The sequence below is a fragment of the Gimesia maris genome (genome assembly GCF_008298035.1).
Lineage (GTDB): Bacteria > Planctomycetota > Planctomycetia > Planctomycetales > Planctomycetaceae > Gimesia > Gimesia maris.
In genome coordinates this window covers 7,485,966-7,501,956 of sequence record NZ_CP042910.1, presented here as the reverse complement: position 1 = coordinate 7,501,956, position 15,991 = coordinate 7,485,966, and the positions used below count along the sequence as shown (strand labels likewise).

Annotated in this window: 10 protein-coding genes; 3 read left to right on the top strand and 7 right to left on the bottom strand. The window is 51.7% G+C overall.

All coding sequences use genetic code 11. The features are described 5' to 3' along the window. The first annotated feature begins 158 nt into the window (after nucleotides 1–158). A complete protein-coding gene (locus GmarT_RS27990; RefSeq protein ID WP_149303516.1) occupies nucleotides 159–1,607 on the top strand; it encodes a right-handed parallel beta-helix repeat-containing protein in 1,449 nt (482 codons plus the stop codon). 266 nt (nucleotides 1,608–1,873) lie between these two features. Here GmarT_RS27990 and GmarT_RS27985 read toward each other — a convergent pair whose 3' ends face one another. The 5 genes from GmarT_RS27985 to GmarT_RS27965 all read right to left on the bottom strand — a co-directional run bounded on the left by GmarT_RS27985 (nucleotide 1,874) and on the right by GmarT_RS27965 (nucleotide 9,097). Next, nucleotides 1,874–2,497: a hypothetical protein gene (locus tag GmarT_RS27985; protein WP_002645404.1), complete on the bottom strand. Its 624-nt coding sequence runs from the start codon at nucleotides 2,495–2,497 to the stop codon at nucleotides 1,874–1,876. Between the two features lie 315 nt (nucleotides 2,498–2,812). After that, complete coding sequence (locus tag GmarT_RS27980; RefSeq protein WP_002645405.1) at nucleotides 2,813–4,024, bottom strand: AI-2E family transporter; 1,212 nt, start codon at nucleotides 4,022–4,024, stop codon at nucleotides 2,813–2,815. A gap of 135 nt (nucleotides 4,025–4,159) precedes the next feature. Continuing rightward, nucleotides 4,160–5,383 carry a DUF1570 domain-containing protein gene (locus GmarT_RS27975; RefSeq protein ID WP_002645406.1) on the bottom strand — a complete coding sequence of 408 codons (1,224 nt, stop codon included), beginning with the start codon at nucleotides 5,381–5,383 and terminating at the stop codon, nucleotides 4,160–4,162. Between the two features lie 69 nt (nucleotides 5,384–5,452). Then, nucleotides 5,453–7,636 carry a hypothetical protein gene (locus tag GmarT_RS27970; protein WP_002645407.1) on the bottom strand — a complete coding sequence of 728 codons (2,184 nt, stop codon included), beginning with the start codon at nucleotides 7,634–7,636 and terminating at the stop codon, nucleotides 5,453–5,455. A 114-nt stretch (nucleotides 7,637–7,750) separates the two neighbouring features. Beyond that, a complete protein-coding gene (locus GmarT_RS27965; protein ID WP_002645408.1) occupies nucleotides 7,751–9,097 on the bottom strand; it encodes a DUF1501 domain-containing protein in 1,347 nt (448 codons plus the stop codon). 558 nt (nucleotides 9,098–9,655) lie between these two features. On the opposite strand from GmarT_RS27965, the gene GmarT_RS27960 reads away from it, so the two are divergent. Beyond that, nucleotides 9,656–12,121 (top strand): DUF1549 domain-containing protein, encoded by a 2,466-nt coding sequence (locus tag GmarT_RS27960; protein WP_187782323.1) that lies wholly within the window; start codon nucleotides 9,656–9,658, stop codon nucleotides 12,119–12,121. A gap of 89 nt (nucleotides 12,122–12,210) precedes the next feature. On the opposite strand, the gene GmarT_RS27955 is transcribed toward GmarT_RS27960, so the two are convergent. Together GmarT_RS27955 and GmarT_RS27950 are read right to left on the bottom strand one after the other, a co-directional pair. After that, on the bottom strand, nucleotides 12,211–13,722 hold the full coding sequence (locus GmarT_RS27955) for a sulfatase-like hydrolase/transferase (protein ID WP_002645411.1): 1,512 nt from the start codon (nucleotides 13,720–13,722) through the stop codon (nucleotides 12,211–12,213). Between the two features lie 234 nt (nucleotides 13,723–13,956). Then, nucleotides 13,957–14,478: a type II secretion system protein gene (locus tag GmarT_RS27950; RefSeq protein ID WP_002645412.1), complete on the bottom strand. Its 522-nt coding sequence runs from the start codon at nucleotides 14,476–14,478 to the stop codon at nucleotides 13,957–13,959. Nucleotides 14,479–14,910: 432 nt separating this feature from the next. On the opposite strand from GmarT_RS27950, the gene GmarT_RS27945 reads away from it, so the two are divergent. After that, nucleotides 14,911–15,909: a glycoside hydrolase family protein gene (locus GmarT_RS27945; RefSeq protein ID WP_002645413.1), complete on the top strand. Its 999-nt coding sequence runs from the start codon at nucleotides 14,911–14,913 to the stop codon at nucleotides 15,907–15,909. Nucleotides 15,910–15,991 lie beyond the last annotated feature (82 nt).

Genomic DNA, 15,991 nt, shown 5'->3' with positions numbered 1-15,991 from the left:
GCCTGCGTTGCCCGGAAGACCTGCTGCGTTTCACTGGCATGTCAGTTGAACCTGACAGCGCTGTTACGTAGACTCATTTATAAGCTTCCTTAAATTATCGGGCCGTCCGCATTGTCGGCGATCTCCTGCCAGAAAAACCTGCATTGAAAGTTGATGCCATGAAACTGAAAACGCTCATCCCGCTCGGTGTGATCACACTCGTATTAACGGGGCTGTTCTTGAATCATCACGAAGCATCTCAGCCATTGGTGAAACTGCCGAAGAAAATTAAATATGTAAGATATGCACAAAATGTCAAGATATCAGATTTTGGCGTCGTCGGAGATGGCAAAACTGATGACACGGCTGCCATTCAGAAACTGGTTGATGAATCGGTCGGGGTACTTCGGTTTCCGACGGGCCAATATCGTTTCACGAAGCCGGTCGTGATTGATTTAGCCAAAGTCGGCCCGACTTCGATTTCCGGTGATGGAACAGCGACGATTCTGATGGAAGGCGAGGGGCCCGCGTTTCGATTTATCGGTACCCATAACGGAACCGCGAGCCCTAAAACGTTTCAGCCAGCAGTATGGGACAAGGAGCGGACGCCGATGGTGGACGGCATTGAAATTGTCGGTAAACACCCCAAGGCCATCGGCGTGGAGGCGATCAAAACGATGCAGCTGACGATCACGCGGCTCGTGGTGCGGAAGGCCCTGCATGGGATTCGCCTGCATGAGCGGAATCGCAACGTGTCCATCGATGACTGTCACCTTTACGAGAACGAGGGAGTCGGCATTTATCTCGATCAGCTGAACCTGCATCAGATCAACATTTCCGACTCGCATATCAGCTACAACAAGCAGGGCGGAATTGTGGTTCGCGAGAGTGAGATCCGCAATATTCAGATCGGCAACTGTGACATTGAAGGTAACATGGGAGAGGAAACAGAGCCCACGGCCAACATTCTGTTTGATATCTCGAAAGGCTCACTCCGTGAAGGAGCGATCTTTGGTTGTACCATTCAACACACGAATAACGCACCCGATTCCGCGAACGTGCGGTTTATCGGAAACGGTCCCGAAGACCCCCGCAAGGTAGGAAATTTCGCAATTGCCGACAATTCGATGAGTGATGTCGCCGTCAATATTCACCTCAAACATGCGCGGGGCGTCACAATCACCGGCAATACCCTCTGGCAGGCGTACGAACACAATCTGCTGGTGGAAGATTCGTCTCACATTGTGCTCGGCTCCAATCTGCTGGATCGCAACCCGGATTACCGGGCGAAAACCAAAGACGCGAACGTCTTCAAAGACTGCACCGACTGCACGCTTAATGCGCTGAATATCCTGGCGACCCGGAATGTTCCCGCCGGTCTGATCCTGGAGAACTGTGCGCGAATGAACATCACAAACTGTTCGATTCGCCAGTGTCAGAACGGCGGCATTCTGCTGTCAAACGTCAAGCAGTCCCGCATCTCCGACTGCCTGATCACCGAAGGCGAGAAAAACTTCGCAATCCGCGTCACTGGTGGCCAGCAGATTCAAATCACCGACAACCTGGTTTCCGGCGACATCGACGTCGGTCCGGGAACGGAAGTCTCTAATACCATGACCGTATATTAAGCGGCCGCCCCGGGTGAGTTTCTTTGATGTTGCATCAGTACCGTCGGTCAAGCCGAGCGGTGGCACACGGACGTCTGATATGCTTGGGATTACAACCACATGACAGAGGTTTCCAGTGTGCCACGGTCCGGCTCGTCCGGCCGTGCCGGGAAAGTATAGGACGTCTGCTTCTGGAACGAACCGGGTAGCTGCCACCTCCTGCTCGCTGCGCTCGGCACGGTTACGTATCTTAGTTCGGTACGCTCTCCATGTTGCTGATCGCTTTCTCACGGACTCTGTCCCTCAGAGCTGGCGATATCTTTTCGTTTTACTTGGATTTTGCCAGAGGCGACCCGAGTTGCAACCGCCTCACGTTCTTTCTTGTGGATCCAAACTGCAAACTCTTTAGTGCCTTCTTCGCCAAGGTAATCGTCCATCATTCCAAAATAGTCGATGGGAATGAGGGAATTACTGACAAACTCATGTTTTGTACCGTCAGCGGTCTTAATTAAAAATGATTCTGTAGTCTTCACTAGCTCGAAAATTCTATCATCCAGATATTCCCGTGAGTATGAACGTAAGAAACGAAAACCAATCAGTTTTCTCATTTCCGTTTCACTTAGCACCTCAAGATTGTCAACGGCGTTTTTAACCGCATCTTCATAAGCCTGTATGAGTTCACTGTTCGATTCATCATAAAGATAGGCTTCGTCTTGAACCCATTCACCACAATCTGCACAGGCCCATATTGCACACCCTTTAATTATTTCAAAACATCCTATAAGGGCAATTTTATCTTGTAATTTGAGGGTATAAATTTCGTTATCCGATGGAGACCCATTAACTCCGGGGATAATCCGAGTTGAATCGCAATATTTACATTTATCTGGTTTGCCTTGTTTCGTTCTCATTGCTACTCACTCTTCCCTAAGAAGCAAGCCGCACCTACTTCAGGGCAGATTGGAAACTTGAAACCTGGTTGTGCGATTACTCTGACAGTTTCCTGTTGTCTGTGACAACCCCGGATTACATCCGGGGCTTACCCTTTATTTTGCATGAGCTGTACGGTCTTAGACGCAGTTACTGCAGATTGGGAGACAACCGGAGCTAACGCTCTGCGGCTAATCAATCCATTCTACGGTTAATAACACACCCACCACCCTTTTTGCTTTCGTGTGGTTTCATGTTTTTCGTGGTAGAACAAATGTGAGCAGGCATCACCTTCCTCACGCCACGGTTGTCGATCCACCGGGCAGGATGCCGGCCAGCAGGTTGCCAGCAGTCCGTCCAGATTCAAATCGCATCAGGACAATCCGGATTGCCGCGGTGATGGGAACGGCCAGAATTGCACCGATGGGACCCCACAGCAGAGTCCAGAAGGACAATGCCAGCAGGACGGTCACCGGGTGCAACTGCAGGCCTTCGCCCATCAGTTTCGGTTCAATGCCGTTCCCGATGGCCATTTGAATCCCGCCGGGAATCAGGATCACGCCGGCAATCGTCCACGGGCTGTCTGAGAACTGGGCAAACGCAACCGGAATCGGGAGCAAGGTTGCGATCACCGAACCGACAGATGGAATGAAATTCAGCAGAAAGGTCAGGATGGCAAATACCAGAGCGAGTTCCAGCCCAAACAGTTTCAACGTCACGCCGACCAGGGTACCTGTGATCAATGACAAGACGAGCTTGGTCGAAATGTAGCTGCGAATCTTCTGCTCGATTTCAAAGTAGATTTCATTTTTGACAACGGCATTCGGGTCGCGTCCTGCCAGCAGAAAGATCACGAAGATGGCCACGAAAAAGGAGGTCGTGGTGAAGTTCAATGCTGACTGCATGGTGCTGACGGCAATCGATTTTAAAGAGTTTCGCATGTAGTCCATTGTCGCTTTTTTGAGCGTATCCAGGTCAATGCCCATTTTCTGGAACCAGCCGATTTCCGGCTTTTCGGCAGCCACTGCTTCCCCGTCATCAACGATTACTGTGGGCGGCGCTTCGGGGGGGGCCTCTTTCTGATCGGGGGTCTCAGGCTGCGGTTCCTTTGTGTCTTCTTCCAGTTTGCGTACGGGCAGATCATCGGCTTCTTTGGCGGCTTCGAATACCGAATTGATAAAGATGCCGAACTTTTCGCTGTATTGGTTTTCCGCTTTGTAGATCACCTGCTGTGTCGAATAGATCAGGGTCATGCAGATCAAAAAGCCAAACGATAAGACCAGCAGCAGCGTCAGGGAAATTGCGATGATTTGAGGCATTTTCCATTTCAGAACCAGCAGGTCGACGAGCGGCGTCACGATGGTCGCAATGAAAATGGCGATCACAAACGGGACCAGAACTGCCTGGGTTACATAAAAGACACCTGCCAGTGCAATGATGGACAGCAGCAACAGGCAGCCTGTGATGACCTTGGCTTGCTCATCCGATGGTTGCAGGGGAGTTGACATGAAAGATGCCCTTTGCGGATTGATACTTATTCTGTTCGTGACGTTCGGCCGGCGCGCCTGAGAACGTCGCTGACATCAAACGGAGTATGCGCACGATACTGGGAAACAGAGAAACTGCAAAGAGAAAAATCACATTTAGCGGCTGATTTGTCGCATGTATCTGATAAATTGCTGATCGAGCTGGTTCAGGTCCTCCCCAAAGACCGACTGAAAGTCTTTGATGCGTTCTGCGGGAGTGGACCAGATTAAAGGCTGCCGGGCCGCGATCAGCCGCAGATACTCTTCATACTGCCGACGTCTGGTTTTGACCAGGAAGTAAGAGAAGGCCCACGCTTCCGCATAGGTATCGAGGATGGTCTCGGCATCCTGAAACCGCTGGTCCGAGGAAATCAGCGTCTGCAGCGAGTCGGCGGGTCTGCGGGAACGCGCGTAATCCTGAAACTGCCTCAGTCGCCAGGGATTCGGTTTGCCGACGGTGCGCCAGCCGGTCTTGCTTTTGAGATCGGGGGTTTCAAAAAACGTCGCCATGCCTTCGGTCAGCCAGAGCGGGTTGTCGGCGAAGCGGGTGTGCAGACCCACATTAAAGGCGATCTGGTGTGTGCATTCATGGATGACGGTGGCGACATTGAACGGCGACTTTCGCAGTTTGAACAGAATGTCGGCGTCGGTGTAGGCTGGGCGCTCATTCGGGGCCGCGGTCAGATCGTAGAGTACCATCCGGTTGGATTGAATTGAATAAAAGCCGTGCGTGGCAGCCGCACCGTCACCCAGGATCTGGCTCGCGTACTGTTCGAAGTTCGCGCGATCCTTGAAGATGACCGCGATTAAAGGCACTTCCGGCTCATGCAGTGGATGTGCTTTGTCATCCCAGTAATTATGCAGGACCATATAAAGACGTTCGAACAGATAGCCGCACCACTGCGAATAACGTTTGCCCGCCTGGCTGCAGATCGTAAAATGTTTGGTCTGCGTGACGGTGAAATCATCGCCGAATTCTTCCTTGAGCTGCTTTTCCAGTTCACCGGTTTCCAGGGGGGTGAACTCGCGGTCCAGAGAGCGTTTACTTTTGAGTTGTTCGGGCGTCGCCGTCAACAGTCGGCCGTCGCGGGTCAACATCACCACACCCCCATCCTGCGCCTGCAGAATCTGGGCAGCTTCGATCGTCTGTTCCCGTTTCTGATCGTCAGTAAACGTGAATTCATACAGAGGCGGGGCTGTTTTTTCTGTTTGGCCGGGTTTCTGGGCAGAAACCAGGTTGCCATCAGAAAGGCAGCTTAGACTAAGGCAGAAGATCATCGTGCGCAGGAGAAATCTTCGACTTAACTGTGAATCGGGAATGTTTAAATCTCTCCAGGCCATCTCGGTCTTTCTGCGCAGGAAGGAACTTATAACTTCCAGAATAGGGGAGAGTGGAGTTGAAGTCGATCCCTATTTTTTCGCCAGCTTGTCTTTCCCGTCCTCATCGGTGATCGTCAGATAAATCACATTCGATGCGTAATTGGTGGTAATCGAGAAAGTGATTCCCACCCGTGCCATCGCAGCGAACGGGAAGCGTTTGACAGGTGTTGCTTTTTTAGAGGCTTCGATAATCAAAGTCCCTTCCAGTGTCTCGCCTGCCAGACGGGTTTTGCTTTTCTTGGAAAGTGTGACGCCGGGCGGTAACTGCTGCCCGAATTTCGAACTGAAATACTCGAAGGCGGTCGCCAGTACTATGGGATCTTTATAAGCTTCGCTGCGTTTAACCTTCACTTTAATCTCAGCAGATTCACCCGGTTTCAACACGATTTCGCTGGGAGTCGCGGTGACTTCCAGGATATCCAGCGGCTTCGTGACTCCCACAATCGACGTGTTGATCGGCCAGCGTGCCTGTCCGCCACCACGCGACTGAATTTCACAGGTGATGCGACCTGCGCGGACGATTTCCTGCTCTTTGCCATCAGGGCCTTTTACTTTGGCTTTGCCGGAGATGGTCACCAGCGAAGCGTTGATGGGCGCATCTTTCGCTGCTTTCAAAATCAGTCCACAGTCATTCACTCCAGACGGCAGTGTAACCGGTTCAAAGGTGACGCCCTTGGGCAGGCCTTCAATATTCAATTCAATCGGACCGTTAAAACCATTCAGTCGTTTGACGCGGGCGAACCACATCATGTTGGTCCCTGGTGCAATTTGTGCATAATAGAATTCGCCTCCGACCTGAAAATCAGGGCCGCTCAGTTCAGCCGTCAGATGATAGGCAAAACGATCGCCGCCCCGGTCGTGTAGATCACGGAGTGTGACGAAGTATTCGCCGTCGGCAGGCGCCAGAAAGTGAAAGTCGACGTCTTTCATCTGCAGTCCATCGTCGGCTTCAACATTCGCACCGCCGTTCACAAAGACCCGATTAGCTTTGCCTTTGGCGTCGAGAACTTCCATCACGCAGTCCAGAGGCAGATCAATGCGGTTCGACATCAACTGGAAAGAATAGTATTGCCCTTTTTTCGCTTTGAAGGAGAAGAACTGAGTCTGTTCGTCTTCCGTGATCTGACCACTGACTCCCATGGGGAACTTCAGCGGAAAGGCGGTTTTCATCGAAGTATTCGTATCAGCGGCAACCGCCTGGGGATGCTCACTGATCAGCGTCCAGACGGCGTTGGTCTTGCCGGCCGGTGTTTCAAAAGTTCGTTTGGCCCAGCCCGTCTCTTTGGCCTCTTTCGCAGAGAAGCTGGCTTTGTTATGTCCCTGCAAGGCGTAACCTTCGAGAGCGACTTCCGCTGCTTTTCCCTTCTGAACCGCCAGCGGCATCGTATGTGTTACGTAAGGACTGTCGCTGACTTCCACGCAGTAGGCATATTTACCGGTTCCCACATAGCGGGTATCGCGGATTTCAAAGACGTATTCACCATCGGCTGGCAATTTGAAAGAAATCAGCGAATCCGATTTGATGAAGTTATCGTTCTGGGCAATAATCTGTTTCTGTGGACCATACAATGTCAGGATCGAATCCATCAGGTACACATTGGAAGTCTGCATGGTGTGAATGGCTTCCGTCACGCGCTGGGCATACACTTCCAGCGTAATCTGCTGCCCCTTTTTCCCTTTGAACTTAAAGCAGTCCATGTCTTCAGTCCTCTCAACGATACCACAGACGGTTGAGGGAACCGTGATTTCCTGCGCAGTATCAAACGTGTTGTTGTCTTTCTTTTCCTCTTCTTCGATGACAGGGTAGGGTGTGACCAGCAGATGCGTGACACTCGAGACCGCCTGATCGGTTGCCACGCGGCATTCATAGACGCGTGCGGCTTGATCTTTCGGGACTTCGATATCAAACGCGAAGGGAGTTCCCACCGACCCGCGACCACGCCTTGGTGCCGCTTTGGGCTTCGTCTCGGCAAAGGTCATCTTGATACCAGGCTGATCAAAGAAGACGGAATGGGTATTATCCAGTGTGTAGCTGGAGTGCAGTTGAATCTTGCGCTTGTCTCCCTGCTGGACGGCCGCGGGTTTGAAGGTCACCAGCTGCCGAAAACCGATCTTCGCCGGCGGCGGTGTCTTCTTATCATCGGCGGCTTTGAGCCGCGCGGGAGTGATAACGAACAGGCTTATGGTCAGCAGTGAGTAAAGTATGCAGCGCATCGAACAGTCCTGGTTAGATCAAAAAGTGTGCCTGAAAAACAGTAACGCCCCTTGGACTCATACGTTCCCAGGGGCCGTCACTGTTGGTTTTCGGGTGAGTGAAGCCGCTGGGAATTAACCCATCAGCTCAGGAATCGGTTGTCCGTCGCAGACGATCAGGGGACGACCATCTTCCGGTGAAACAAAGTAATGATCCAGGTTGACACCCAGTTTGGTGTAAATCGTCGCGGCGACGTCGGCGGGGTAATATTCTTTGCCCACCGGACGTGAACCGGTTTCATCGGTGGCACCGACGATCTGACCGGCGGGAGTGCCCGCACCGATCATCATCATGGTGGAAGCGGTCGACCAGTGGTCGCGACCAGCGGCCGAGTTGATGACTGGAGTCCGGCCAAAGTCGGTCAGCCAGACGACCAGCGTATTGTTTAACATACCTCGCTGCTTGAGGTCCAGAACCAGTGAGGTCAGAGCCCGGTCAAACGGAGGCAGCGAACCACGCAGCGATTTGAAGTTGTTGGTGTGGGTATCCCAGCCACCACTGCTGACGGTCACAAACCGCGAACCCGATTCAATCAGACGACGGGCCAGCAGACAGCTTTGTCCCAGGTAGTGACGGCCGTAATCATCGCGTGTCTTGTCTGATTCCTGGCTCAGGTCAAACGCTTTCTGTGTATCAGCCGAAGTAATCATGCTGAATGCATTTTTATAATGCGCGTCAGATGCTTCAAACGAATTCTGATTATGCTCTGCCTGACGCTGCAGCGTATCAATCGCCTGCAACGCCTGTTGACGACGTTTCATGCGGTCGATGGTAATCCCTGATGGCGGAGAGATATCACGCACGGTAAAGTTTTTCGCGTTCGGATCGCCGGGAATTTCAAACGGATTGTACTGCAGACCCAGGTAACCGCCCAGGCCGCCGTTAAAGCGACGGTCGACATGGTTACCAATCTGAATGTGAGGCGGAATGTTGGTTTTGAATCCTTTGGTCTTGGCAATGACCGCACCGTAGCAGGGGTATGTGACCGAAGGATTGAATTTGTGCCCGGACAGCATGAAGGCGTCCGCTGTCGAGTGCGAACCGTTCTGCGGATTCAGATTCCGCATGATGGAAAACTCATTCGCATGTTTCGCGAACAGTGGCAACTGATCGGTAAACTGATAACCGGGCAAAGCCGTACTGATGGCGGAAAAATCGCCACGTACGTCAGCCGATGCGTTCGGTTTGGGATCAAAGGTATCGTGGTGGCTGGTTCCGCCACGAGTCCAGATCAGAATACAGTTCGTATCATTGGAAGGATCTGTCAGCGCTGCAGACTCGCTTTCAGAAGCTTGAGCCTGACCACGCAGCAGGGAATCCAGGGTAATTCCAAACGCACTGAGCGCACCAACTTCCAACAGAAATTGACGTCGGCTTCCAGTTTCGCAGTTCGAAACCTTTTGCGGGAATAGTTTCAGCATCGGAAACTCCTTTAGTGTGGCAGGGTCCTGATATTGCAGGAATTAATGAGGGAGGGATGTTTTGTCAGGGTTGTTGGTTTCTTAAGTAACTATCATAATTGTAACCGTTTATGTAAGGTAGGCAAACATTAAATCGGCTTTCCGACAGGAAATTAATAAGATGGAATTCGCCAATCAAAAAAATCACTCCTTGATCGCTTCAAAATTGAACGATAAAATGAAGTAAGCGGACGACTTCTCCGTACAGTAGTGTAAGCATGGTAGTTATTGTTTGCGTCCGTGCCTGCCTGAAAAAATGATGAAAACAGCGAGTTTTTTTTGCTTTCGCGTCATTTTATTAGTATATTTAAGTATAAATGGCGTTTTATGTTAAGCCATTAACTTCCCACCTGAAACCACACTCAACCTGCCACCCTGCCTGTAAAAGGTTTTCTGCGACTTCGTATTTTGTGCTGTGAGTCCGGTTCACTGCCTAAGGAATCTTCTCTGATGAAATGCGACCCGCTCAAGAAAGTTGATCTCATGTTCGACTGCAAACCATTTAAGAAAAGAAATCTGATGTCTCATCGAATCCTGCTGATCACAGCGTTTCTTGCTACGGTTCTGCTGCAGAATGTCGCTCCTGCTGCAGAGACAAAACTGCAGGTTGCGCCGCAACAGATCGTGCTCAACGGGCTGCTGGATTATTTTCAGATCCAGGTTCCCGTCGAAGAGAAGGGTAAGATCATTGGCGATCTGACGCATCAGTCTACTTTTACCAGCCTCACTCCCGATCTGCTGGAAGTGAATGCCGAAGGACTCGTACGTCCGCTGGCGTTTGGTAAGGGGAAGGTTCAGGTCGCTCATGCCGGGCAGAAATCAGAAATCAGCGTGGAAGTCAAACCCCGCGCGAATGGCAAGAATGCCAGCTTCGTCAAAGACGTGGTCCCCGTGTTGAACAAAGGGGGCTGCAGCCTGGGAGGCTGTCACGCCAGTCAGTTCGGTAAAGGGGGCTTCAAGCTCTCCCTGTTTGGTTATGCTCCCGAACAGGATTATCCGGAAATGGCCCGCGATGACCGGCAGCGCCGCGTTTCCATTCTGCAACCGGAAAACAGTCTGATTCTGCAGAAAGCCTCCATGCAAATTGCGCATGGCGGCGGTCGACGTTTTGCCAAAGACTCTTATGAATATCGTATTCTGGAAACCTGGATTTCCGAAGCGGTCACTGAAATCGATGACAAAGAACCAACGGTGGTCGGCATGCAGCTGACCCCCATGTCGCGGCGATATCAGCAGGGAGACATCCAGCAGCTCCGCGTCATCGCCGAATACAGTGATGGCACGAAACAGGATGTGACCGCACGGGCACAGTATGACAGCCTGATTGAAAATATCGCGACGGTCACGCCGCGGGGAAAAGTCGAAATTGTCGGAGCTGGCCAGACTGCTGTCATGGTACGTTACATGGGACAGGCAAAAATTTCGACCGTCATTTCACCTTATAAAAACGAAGTCGATCTGGCGGAATTCCAGCCGAATAATTTCATCGATGAACAGGTGAAGCAACGATTCAACGAACTGGGACTGGAACCGTCGCCGCTGTGCAGCGACGAAGTCTTCATCCGTCGTGCCTTTATCGATACGATTGGAACGCTGCCCAAACCGGAAAAAGTCAAAGCATTTCTGGCTTCAAAAGCCCCCGATAAACGCAGTCAGCTGATTGATGAATTACTCGGCCTGACCGGGGATCCGGCTCGTGACATTTATGTGGAACCCTGGAGTGCCTACTGGGGCATGAAGTGGGGCGACCTGCTGCGAAATAACCGCAATAAAGTGGGTGATGGCGGGATGTGGGCTTTCTCCAACTGGATTCGCCAGTCGCTGCGGGAAAATAAACCGGTCAACGAATTCGTCAACGAAATCATCACCGCGCAGGGTTCTATTTATGAGAACGGTCCGGCCAACTATTTTAAAATCGCATCCAAACCGGAAGACCTGGCAGAAGCCACGTCTCAGATTTTCCTGGGGGTCCGTCTGCAGTGTGCCAAGTGCCATCACCACCCCTTCGAGGTCTACAGCCAGAAAGACTATTACAGCCTGGCTGCTTTCTTCACGCGGGTCGGTAATAAAGGGAGCGTCGATTTCGGGGCCCTGGGAGCGGATACGGTTGTCAAAGTGAAAAGCAGCGGATCGATCCGGCATCCACGCACGAAAAAAACAATGGAGCCCACACCGTTGATGGGTGAGCCCATCGATACCACTTCCTATCGGGATTTCCGACGTCCTCTGGCGCGCTGGATTACTTCTCCCGAAAATCGCCTGTTCTCCAAGAACATGGTCAACCGTTTCTGGTCTTATTACATGGGCACCGGCTTTATTGAACCCATTGATGACATGCGGGAAACCAACCCGGCTTCCAACCCGGAACTGCTGAATGCATTAGCCGATCATTTTGTCGATTCAGGCTATAACCTGAAAGAACTGATGCGGGTCATCATGAATTCCCGCACCTACCAGCTTTCGTCTGAACCGTTGCCGCAGAATGTGGCGAATACCCGTTTTTATACACACTACAACGTCAAGCGATTGCCGGCGGAAGTCATGCTGGATGCGCTGGATGATCTGACCGGAGCGCAGGAACGCTTCCGCGGTGTTCCCCAGGGAACCCGGGCGATTGAATTGCCGGACCCGAATTACAGTTCGTACTTCCTGGATACGCTGGGTCGTCCCAAGCGTGTGATTACCTGTGAATGCGAGCGCGCCAGTCAGCCGAACCTGGCACAGGTGCTGCAGGTGGCTAACGGCACGTTAATTAACACCAAACTGGCGACGAAAAACGGACGGATCGAATCGCTGTTAAAAGCCAAGGCGCCCGATCATGAAGTCTTTACTGAAATGTATCTGGCCGCCTTCAGCCGTTATCCGACGAAACAGGAACTGGCCAACTGCGATCAGATCGTGAAGACCTCCAAAGATAAACGCGAAGGTTACCAGGATGTGATGTGGGCCATCAGCAACAGCCGCGAATTCCTGTTCAACCATTAACACAGGTTTCTGAAACAGACAACAGCCCGTTTCTATAAACTGGAAACGGGCTGTTTTTTTATCCGGTATCAGAACAGTCTCAATTGTGATCAAGGCTGCTTCTGCTTTTTCTGTTTCTCTGCCTCTTCCTGTTTTCGGTAATATTCGGAGAGGATTTTCCCTTCGTAGCGGGCGAACTCCCAGGCAGGCCAGCGCGGGGCTTCCGCCTGAACTTCATCAAAAATCGCCTGCATCTGCTGCTTCATCTTTTTCAGGATTTCCTGCTCGCTTTCCGCACGGTCGGTGGTCTCGGCGATATCGCTCTGGATGTGATACAGTTCGAATCCTTCCAGCTTTGCATTTTTGACGGCGTCAATTTCTTCGGTTGTGATTCCGCCCGACGGTTTGGGACTGGGCACATTCAACTTCGCCAGCAGTTTCCACTCGCCATCGCGGAGCGCGACTTTGGCATCGTTTTTGGCACGATTGAACTGCCAGTATAACGGCTTTTTCCGCAGGATTGGCTTTCCTTCCAGGAGCGGTAGTATATTCGTGCCATCCAGCACGCGATCGGTCGGGGCAGGAATGTCAGCGACTGCACACAGCGTCGGCAGGATATCCACGCCACATACGGGAACATCGCTGGTGGTTCCCGGCTGGACATGCTCGGGCCATTGCACAATACCCGGTACACGAATCCCCCCTTCATATGTCGCGCCTTTTTTATCGCGCAGTGGTCCGGAAGAACCGTGCGGGTGACGCCGGGTGATGGCCGGCCCGTTGTCGCTGGTGAAGATGATCAGTGTATTCTCCCGCAGTTTCTGGTCATCCAGTGTTTTCAGGATGCGGCCAAAAGCGTCGTCCATCTGCGTGACGTTCCCGTGATGCGCGGGCAGTGTGGAACCTTCGGGCGCGGTATAAAGTTTGCGAAAACGTTCGGCACTGGCGATGGGTTCGTGGGGCTCATGAAAACAGACAAACATGAAAAACGGTTTTTCTTTATCGCGCAGCTGTGTCAGCCATTCTTCTGCTTCATCTGCCACCAGCTGCGACGCGAAACCCTGCAGCGGACCGACCGGTCTGGCGTTTCGTACGAAGTTAAACGGGTTCTCGTGAGTGGGCAGGGCATTGTTCTGCGTGGAGAACCAGTGATCAAATCCGTGATCGGAAGGTTGTGGCTGTCCCACCATGTTGAACATCCCATTGAGATGCCATTTGCCGACATGGCAGGTCGCGTAACCGGCCTGTCGCAGTAACGTCGCGATGGTGATTTCACGTTTGCGGACATGCATCGGAGAGAGCATGGGAATCCAGTTGTAGATGCCGACGCGAAAGGGGGTGCGGCCCGTCATCAGGCCGGCTCGCGAAGGGGAACAGTTGGGATGTGCTGCATAACAACTCGTCAGCTTCAGTCCTTCTTTGGCAAAGCGATCGATATTCGGACTTTGAATCACCGGATGACCATAACAGGCCAGATCGCCGTAGCCCAGGTCATCACAGAGCACCACCATGATATTAGGTCGCGCGGGAGACTTTACAGAAGCCGTTGGTTCTGCTGCGAGCGATTCGTTCGTGAACAAGATACTGATAACAATGATCAGCGCGAGGAAGAGGTTTCGCATTATGATTGCCTTTCTGAATCTGCCGTCTGCCACCATTGTCAGTGTAGCAGCATCGCAGCGGTTGAGATTGCTCGTCATTAATACTTAAAAGCAAAGTCATTCGAAATGCAATACAAGGCCTGTAAATACATGAAAACAGCCCCTTGCACAAAATGCATGCAAGGGGCTGAATCAGGTTTACACTTTTTAATTCAAACGCTCAGCCGGATGTTGAGGCCAGGCTGAGGCGAACGATTATAATGTGTCCAGGTCTCTGCCATCAGCGGCAGTTCCGGCGTTGTTACCTTTGATTTCGCCTGTGGCAGGATTATAAATCCAGCCTACAGTTTCGGTTCCATCTTTGGCTGCTTCATCAGGTGCCGTACCGGCAACATCGGTGACGATCATGACTCCACGACCACCAGTGAACGGGTTGGGAGGAAGACTGCCAATCAGGTAGGGACCCAGTGGTTTCGTTCCGACGGCACCGGTGGTTCCATCTTTATCACTGGAAAGCAGCAATGAATTACGGAAATCATCTGGATCGGTCGAACCGTCGCCAGGATATTTTCCATCATGCTGGAACTTGTAGACCTGAATCTGGCTTCGCAGAGTCTGCAGGTCCTGAACGAGTACTGATTCTTTGGCATCATCGTTAGTTGAAATAAACTGCGGTAAAACGGTTGCAGCCAGAATTCCAAGAATTACGACCACGATCATAACTTCAACGAGCGTAAAACCAGCCCGTCGATTCTGCTGTAGTGTTGCTTTAGTCATTGTCCTTCTCCGAGATTTACGAATGTGCGATTCACTTCGTGTTGATTTAAATGATTCGAGGTGTTCCTCATTGAGTTCGCGCTGGAACAGGTAACCTCAGTTTGTTACAGGATCAGATTTGTGCTGGAATAAAAACTAACTAACCTATCAGATCCTCTGTCATTGGCCCGATCAGAGGAGACACCGACTGAGTGGCCACCCAAAACTTATGTTTTTTATCAAGCGAGTCAATTGAATTTCAGAAGAATAAACGCCTGGCGGCGTGCTTTGTGAGGGTTGCAGCGGTTGTGTTGATTTGCGGGCAAAACCTTGTCCAAAATGCAGTGAAATCACTGATCAAGAGTGGATCATTCCTGACGGATACGTCGAAGGAGAGCGACGACTGATCAGTCGTTTGGAATCGATCGTGCGGGAAAGAAAGGTTGTGTGGCCATGGAATTGATGTCAAACCTGTTCCGGATATTAGTGGTAGCTGTGCTTTTTCAACAGGTACTGCGAGCCGAGTTACCCGCGTTATGCGATCGAACAAACACATTTCAAGTTTCCTTGCCGGAGGGTTCTATCACAGGCGAATCCAGCCTGCGCGAACATACCATTGTCTGGCATCCTGAAAAGAAAAAATATTACCTGCTGGCAGACGTGATTCCGCTGGCCAGTGATGATCACCCCAATACCTATAATACGGAAATCCATTTGTTTTCGAGTCTGGATTTAGCTGACTGGCGCTACCATGGTGTGGCGATCAGAAAAGGAACTGCAGCAGACGACTTCGATCGCTATGGTGTGGCCAGTCCCGTTGCAGCGACTCTGGTCGATGGCGTGATCTACTGCCCTTATAGTGCGCGTAAAACCAGACAGTATACCGGGCGGAGTGCAGGCCTGGCCTGGTCGGGCGCTGATCCGGAACAGATTCCCTGGAACAAATCCGGTCAACCAGTTTCAGATCTGCCCGGCGAAGACGATGATGTCGCCCTCATATCGAGAGCCGGGGATGACCGCTTTCATCTGTATCACCGTACGACGGGAGCCGATGGGTATCAGATCGTATACCGTGCTTCAAAAAATCCGCGAGACAAAGCATCCTGGTCCCAGGCCATTCCCGTGGCGGCACCGCCTGAGATGGTCCGTGCCCAGGAACTGACAGGAGCGGTCTTTGTCGATGGGCTCTTTCACCTGTTTATCATTGAGCATTTTCATAAAGGAAGTGCTCAGATTGCCCATGTCGTATCACAGCAGCCCGCTGGTCCATTTCGGGCGTTTCATAAAAATCAGCGATATCTCGAACCTGAAGATCAGCCACGCAACATCATCTACAGTGGGCATATTACACCTGTGGTCAGGCAGGGGAAATGGGACGCCTTTTTCTGGACGACCAGCCAGCAGGGAAAACGTTATGGTTTGACCGGGCATCCAGTACGACACAATCCATAGCAGGTCTCTCCTGGAAGAACTGTTGCCTGATATGAATACGAAAACAGGCCGCCCGAGAGAACTCAGGCGGCCTGTTTCATTA

What these genes read in the sequence shown, in the direction of transcription:
- GmarT_RS27980 (WP_002645405.1), bottom strand. Translation starts at nt 4,024, where the DNA reads ATGTCAACTCCCCTGCAACCATCGGATGAGCAAGCCAAGGTCATCACA.
- GmarT_RS27950 (WP_002645412.1), bottom strand. Translation starts at nt 14,478, where the DNA reads ATGACTAAAGCAACACTACAGCAGAATCGACGGGCTGGTTTTACGCTC.
- GmarT_RS27985 (WP_002645404.1), bottom strand. Translation starts at nt 2,497, where the DNA reads ATGAGAACGAAACAAGGCAAACCAGATAAATGTAAATATTGCGATTCA.
- GmarT_RS27990 (WP_149303516.1), top strand. Translation starts at nt 159, where the DNA reads ATGAAACTGAAAACGCTCATCCCGCTCGGTGTGATCACACTCGTATTA.
- GmarT_RS27955 (WP_002645411.1), bottom strand. Translation starts at nt 13,722, where the DNA reads ATGCGAAACCTCTTCCTCGCGCTGATCATTGTTATCAGTATCTTGTTC.
- GmarT_RS27960 (WP_187782323.1), top strand. Translation starts at nt 9,656, where the DNA reads ATGTCTCATCGAATCCTGCTGATCACAGCGTTTCTTGCTACGGTTCTG.
- GmarT_RS27965 (WP_002645408.1), bottom strand. Translation starts at nt 9,097, where the DNA reads ATGCTGAAACTATTCCCGCAAAAGGTTTCGAACTGCGAAACTGGAAGC.
- GmarT_RS27970 (WP_002645407.1), bottom strand. Translation starts at nt 7,636, where the DNA reads ATGCGCTGCATACTTTACTCACTGCTGACCATAAGCCTGTTCGTTATC.
- GmarT_RS27975 (WP_002645406.1), bottom strand. Translation starts at nt 5,383, where the DNA reads ATGGCCTGGAGAGATTTAAACATTCCCGATTCACAGTTAAGTCGAAGA.
- GmarT_RS27945 (WP_002645413.1), top strand. Translation starts at nt 14,911, where the DNA reads ATGGAATTGATGTCAAACCTGTTCCGGATATTAGTGGTAGCTGTGCTT.